This is a genomic window from Methanobacterium alcaliphilum (assembly GCF_023227715.1).
Lineage (GTDB): Archaea > Methanobacteriota > Methanobacteria > Methanobacteriales > Methanobacteriaceae > Methanobacterium_E > Methanobacterium_E alcaliphilum.
This window is the reverse complement of the sequence record NZ_JALKIF010000023.1, coordinates 1-5,447: the sequence shown is the minus strand read 5'-3', so window position 1 is coordinate 5,447 and position 5,447 is coordinate 1. Positions and strand designations below refer to the sequence as shown.

Genomic DNA, 5,447 nt, shown 5'->3' with positions numbered 1-5,447 from the left:
GGGTAGGTATGTGCTTGTCCACTCAGGATATGCTATTGAAGTTATGACTGATGAGGCTGCTAAAGAGTCTTTAGAGGCATGGGATGAACTTCTAAAGGTTTTAGATGAGGAAGACAGCTTCCAAACTGAATTGTAAGTAAATATTTTTTAGTGCTAATTTTTTAATTTTATTATCTTTATTTTATTTTTTTTAAAATAAGAATATTTAAAATAGGATTTTTTATAATTTTCGTCTCATGATTTTTTTTGCAATGATTTAATAAATAGAGACTCTTTTTACTCCTTTAATATCTAAAAATTTGCTTAAAAGTATCCCTGGAATTGGATTTTGAGTGATAATTGTCAAACGAGGGGTTTCTTCAAGCTCAGGGTCACTGGCATGGGCTTGGCGAATACTTATGTTGTTAGAAGAGATTAACTGAGTGGCTTGAGCTAGTATGCCTGGGCTTTCAGCATTGGCTTCAATTTCTACAACCCCTAATTCCAGATCTTTGGCCACTTTTTTAAGCAAAGCTCCAGCGGGCATTATATTTTCAAAAATATTTGATAATTGATCATCTCTTAAAATTACTTCTACTGTGGCTTTTATGGTTCGTCTATCCACATTCACGGCTCTAGCTAAGGCCACATCACTGATTTCTACATTTTCACAGTAAATCTTACCACTGAGATCGACTCTTAAGCCCAGTTCAACTATTTTGCGAGCAACATTCATACGGGCCGGATATTTATCAAAATTGTGTCTGATCTTATTCCACATTGTATCTCCCTGTTTCTATTTAATTACGCCATTATATAAACTTGAGTATAAATGTACATTAATGTACAAATAAGGTTTAAATAGTACTTCACAGTTAAAGTGTACTGTAATGAATTTTGAAAAAATTAAATTTAATCTAATTTAGTCAATAAATAAAAAAACAAGGTGTAAAAATGAACAGGAGTGAATGTTTTTGGCGATATTAAATTAAAGCCACTTAAAACAATCCCTTTAGATTTTAAAGCTCCATTTGAGCTATTTAAAAAAATATATTCGAATTATTCAAGTACTTTTTTATTGGAGTCCATGGAAAGTGATAGTGGATTATCCAGATACTCTTTTCTGGGGTTTAATCCGGCTTTAACTCTTACCGCAAAAGATGAAGTTCTTCAAATAGAAAAAGAAGGATCAGTAGATGAAATTGACACTAAAAATCCTTTTAATGAGATAAAAAGCCTAATTAATGCGGGCAATGGTAAAAAAGGATTCTGTGGAGGTCTTGTGGGTTATGCCTCTTATCAATCTGCAAGATACTTTGAACCATCATTAAATATTAAATCAGGGAATTTCCCTGATTTTGAATTCGGCTTGTTTTTAGATGGTATAATATTTGATCGTTTATCCAGCAGATGCCAATATGTTACTTTAGGTGAAAATAGGTTAGAAGAAATAAAAAACTTAGCCAAAGAAGATTATTTTGTAGAAGATAAAATGAAAGTAACCGAAAATGGCAGATATTTCACCAAAGACCAATATGAGAAAATGGTCACAGAAACAAAGGAAAGAATAAAAAATGGAGAAATATTTCAGGGCGTTATTTCCAATGCTCAAAAATATAAAATCACTGGAAATAAATTATGCTTTTATGATACTCTGCGAAAAATGAATCCTTCTCCATACATGTACCATCTTAAGCTTCAAGAAAGAGAAATCATAGGTTCTAGCCCGGAAATGCTGGTTCGGGTTGAAAATAGGGAAGTTGAAACATTTCCCATAGCTGGAACTCGCCCTCGAGGGGCCAATAACTTTCAGGATCAAAAATTGGCTAAAGAATTATTAGCCGATGAGAAGGAAAGAGCAGAACATCTTATGCTGGTTGATTTGGCTCGTAATGATGTGGGGAAAGTCAGTGAATTTGGCTCAGTTAGAGTCCCAGAATACATGACAATCAAAAAGTTTTCTCATGTGCAGCACATATTATCCCGAGTAACTGGAAACCTACAAAAAGATAAAACGGCTGTAGATGCGTTTTCTGCAATATTTCCTGCAGGAACTGTTAGTGGAGCACCAAAGATTAGGGCAATGGATATTATTGAAGAAATGGAGCGTAAATCCCGGGATGCATATGCTGGAGCATTAGGGTATTTTTCATTAAATGGAAATGCGAATTTTGCAATAACTATAAGGACTCTGGTTTGTCAGGGCGATGATGCAAAGATACAGGCGGGGGCAGGGATAGTTCACGATTCTGTACCTGAAAATGAGTTTTTAGAATGTGAAAATAAGGCTAAAGCGCTGGTAAAATCACTGGAAATGTCAGGTGGGTTGAAATGATATTGATAATTGACAACTATGATTCATTTACCCATAATCTTTATCAATTGGTTGGTGAAGTTTTGAAGGATTTGAACAATTCACACCCTGAATTGAATAACATTAAAGTAATTCGTAATGATGAAATGAGCCTATCTGAAATTAATGAGCTACAACCAGATAGAATAATAATTTCTCCCGGGCCTGGAAATCCTAAAAATGAGGGGGACTTCGGTGTGTGTAGTTCGGTAATAATGGAACTAGGTGAAAAAATTCCCACATTAGGTGTATGTTTAGGTCATCAAGGGATTTTTTCAACATTTGGTGGCGAAATAATCCATGAAAAACCAGTTCATGGTAAACGTAGTCACATTACTCATGATGGAAAGGGAATTTTCAAAGGAGTATCCAATCCACTTTTGGTGGCAAGATATCATTCTTTAATATGTGATCCTAAAACAACACCTGATTGTTTGGAATCTAATGCGGAGTATCAGAATAACATAATAATGGCTATTAAACATATTAAATATCCAATTCAGGGGTTACAATTCCACCCAGAATCTATAGGTACGGATGATGGATATAAAATAATAAAAAATTTTTTGGTGAATGAATATGAACTCCATTAAATTTAATCAGATTATAAAACAGCGCAAAAAAGATTTGGGAACGGTCATGGCAAAAAAACCACTCAAAGAATTGAAAAAAGAATTGCATGATGCTCATGAACCTAAAAACTTTAAAAAGGCGCTTCAAAACAAAAAAAGATTCCCCATTATATGTGAATACAAACCTGCTTCTCCATCATTAGGAAATATATCTAGTCGGGGTTTGAAAGAATCTATTGAATCTTTTCAACTAGGTGGCGCCAGCGCAGCATCCATTTTAACCGAGGAAAAATTCTTTAAAGGAGATATTAATTATATTCGTCAAGCCTCAGAGCTAATTGATTTTCCTGTCATGCGCAAAGATTTTATACTCGATGAATATCAAATTTATGAAGCTAGAGTTTATGGTGCCAGTTCTATCCTTTTAATGAGCGACATTTATCCCGATATTTCTTCAGGCATTGAAGTCTGTCGTTCATTAGGGATGGAGCCGTTAGTGGAATGTAAAAATTCTATAGATGTTTATAAAGCTTTAAACTCTGATGCGGATGTAGTGGGAATTAACAATCGAAGTTTTCAAGATTTCAGTATAGATTTAAATCGGACTAAAGCACTTGCTGGTCTGGTACCGGAAGAAGTACTATTGGTTGCAGAAAGCGGAGTAAAATCTCCTGAGGATGCAGCACTTTTAGTTAGATATGGTGCAGATGCATTACTGGTGGGAACCAGTGTTATGGGATCAGAAGATATTGTTGCAACAATTCAAAAGATGATTTGCTTTGCAGAAAGTTCTTTAAAATTTAAATCTAAACGAAAATCTAGGGGAGATGAATTTTTTGAGCAATTCGCTTAATTCTAAAGATACATTCTTCTCAAAACACCCCAATTTAAAATTAAAGGTTAAAATTTGCGGCATAACTAATAAAAATGATTTAAAAGTCGTAGAAACTTATGGTGCAAATTTATTGGGCTTTATTAATGTGGGACGATCTCCTCGATATGTGTCTTTAGATGAGGCAAATGAGTTACTAAATTCACTAAATAATCGAGATAAAGCAGTTTTAGTGTTGGAAGAGAAGAATGTTGATAAAATATTAAATAAAATAAAAAAAACTGGCATAAAAAATGTTCAGGTCCATTCTTTGACTTCATCTAAGATAAAAATTTTGAAAGAAAAAATAGACTCAGAAAATCTTCAAAAAGGCGAAAATGATAAAATAAGACTAATGGGTGTAATTGGACTTTCTGAAGAAATATTTGATGAGAAAAAAAGCGAAATTGAAAGCTTTGCCATGCATTGTGATGCAATACTTTTGGACTATCAAATAAAAGGAAAAAGTGGGGGTACTGGAAAACAGATACCTCTTGATGTGGCGCTGAATGCAAATAAAATTATTAGAAATAAAAATAAAGATATATGGGTGTTTTTAGCAGGGGGTTTGGATGTTAAATTGCTAAAAAATCAGGGAAAAATTATCCGGGAATATTTTGATGGTGTGGATTTTAACTCCACCTTGGAAGATTCACCTGGAATTAAAAATGAATTAAAAATTAAAGAAACTATAAATCAGATAAAAAAAATCTGAATAGGGTGCATTTATTTAAACTGCTGCCATTTCATGAGACATTTGGCAAAGTAGGCGTAATTATTATTAAAAATCAATTAATGGTGAAAAAATGATTATGGACGGAAAATTTGGGAAATATGGTGGAATATTCGTCCCTGAGCTTTTAATACCGGCTCTTGAAGAATTAGAAAGTTCTTTTCTCAAATATAAGGATGATAAGCAATTTAAAAATGATTTAAATTATTATTTAACTGAATTTGCTGGGCGACCAACAGGTTTATACTATGCCCAAAATCTTTCAGAAAGATTGGGGTGTACTATTTATCTAAAAAGAGAAGACATGCTTCACACTGGAGCACATAAAATTAACAATACGTTAGGCCAGGGATTATTGGCTCAGTATATGGGAAAAGATAGATTAATAGCAGAAACTGGTGCAGGTCAACATGGTATTGCGACTGCTGCTGTAGGGGCTATGCTGGAAATGCCTGTTGATGTTTACATGGGTAGCGAGGATGTAGAAAGACAGAAATTGAATGTATTTCGTATGGAAGTTTCAGGAGCTCAAGTGATTCCAGTTGAATCCGGTTCAAGAACTTTAAAAGATGCAATAAATCAGGCAATGAGAGATTGGATAACTAATGTAGAAAACACCCACTATTTAATTGGATCTACAATGGGACCTCACCCTTATCCATTAATGGTAAAACATTTCCAAACAATAATTGGAAAAGAAGCTAAAGAGCAGATTTTAGAAAAAGAAGAAAAACTTCCTGATACTGTAATTGCCTGTGTAGGTGGTGGAAGTAATTCCATTGGTATATTCTCAGAATTCGTCGATGATAATAATGTGGAATTAATTGGTGTTGAAGGTGGAGGTGAGGGCATTGAAAGTGGAAACCACGGTGCTACATTGTGCGCTGGAAGTGAGGGTGTACTGCATGGTTCTCTTTCATATGTACTTCAGGATAATGA

7 protein-coding genes are annotated in these 5,447 nt (G+C 34.1%); 6 read left to right on the top strand and 1 reads right to left on the bottom strand.

Annotated elements, in window-relative coordinates:
* On the top strand, positions 1 to 136 hold a 136-nt coding region (locus MXE27_RS11600), incomplete at its 5' end, for a HypC/HybG/HupF family hydrogenase formation chaperone (RefSeq protein WP_248612610.1).
* A gap of 120 nt (positions 137 to 256) precedes the next feature.
* On the opposite strand, the gene trpY is transcribed toward MXE27_RS11600, so the two are convergent.
* Complete coding sequence (gene trpY, locus MXE27_RS11595) at positions 257 to 760, bottom strand: TrpY family transcription regulator (protein ID WP_248612609.1); 504 nt, start codon at positions 758 to 760, stop codon at positions 257 to 259.
* A 183-nt stretch (positions 761 to 943) separates the two neighbouring features.
* Between trpY and trpE the strand changes: the two genes are divergently transcribed.
* The 5 genes from trpE to trpB form a co-directional block, all read left to right on the top strand.
* Positions 944 to 2,314, top strand: a complete 1,371-nt coding sequence (gene trpE, locus MXE27_RS11590) for an anthranilate synthase component I (RefSeq protein WP_248612608.1) — start codon at positions 944 to 946, stop codon at positions 2,312 to 2,314.
* Entirely contained in the window at positions 2,311 to 2,925 is a 615-nt protein-coding gene (locus MXE27_RS11585; protein ID WP_248612607.1) for an anthranilate synthase component II, read from the top strand. The genes trpE and MXE27_RS11585 overlap by 4 nt, the downstream gene beginning before the upstream one ends.
* Positions 2,912 to 3,757 carry an indole-3-glycerol phosphate synthase TrpC gene (locus MXE27_RS11580; protein ID WP_248612606.1) on the top strand — a complete coding sequence of 282 codons (846 nt, stop codon included), beginning with the start codon at positions 2,912 to 2,914 and terminating at the stop codon, positions 3,755 to 3,757. The genes MXE27_RS11585 and MXE27_RS11580 overlap by 14 nt, the downstream gene beginning before the upstream one ends.
* Positions 3,741 to 4,490, top strand: coding sequence for a phosphoribosylanthranilate isomerase (locus tag MXE27_RS11575; protein WP_248612605.1), 750 nt, complete (start codon positions 3,741 to 3,743; stop codon positions 4,488 to 4,490). The genes MXE27_RS11580 and MXE27_RS11575 overlap by 17 nt, the downstream gene beginning before the upstream one ends.
* Before the next feature lie 91 nt (positions 4,491 to 4,581).
* The coding region (gene trpB / locus MXE27_RS11570; protein WP_248612604.1) for a tryptophan synthase subunit beta at positions 4,582 to 5,447 on the top strand (866 nt) is incomplete at its 3' end.

Coding starts and splice junctions, on each gene's coding strand:
- trpY (WP_248612609.1), bottom strand. CDS start 760: ATGTGGAATAAGATCAGACACAATTTTGATAAATATCCGGCCCGTATG.
- MXE27_RS11585 (WP_248612607.1), top strand. CDS start 2,311: ATGATATTGATAATTGACAACTATGATTCATTTACCCATAATCTTTAT.
- MXE27_RS11580 (WP_248612606.1), top strand. CDS start 2,912: ATGAACTCCATTAAATTTAATCAGATTATAAAACAGCGCAAAAAAGAT.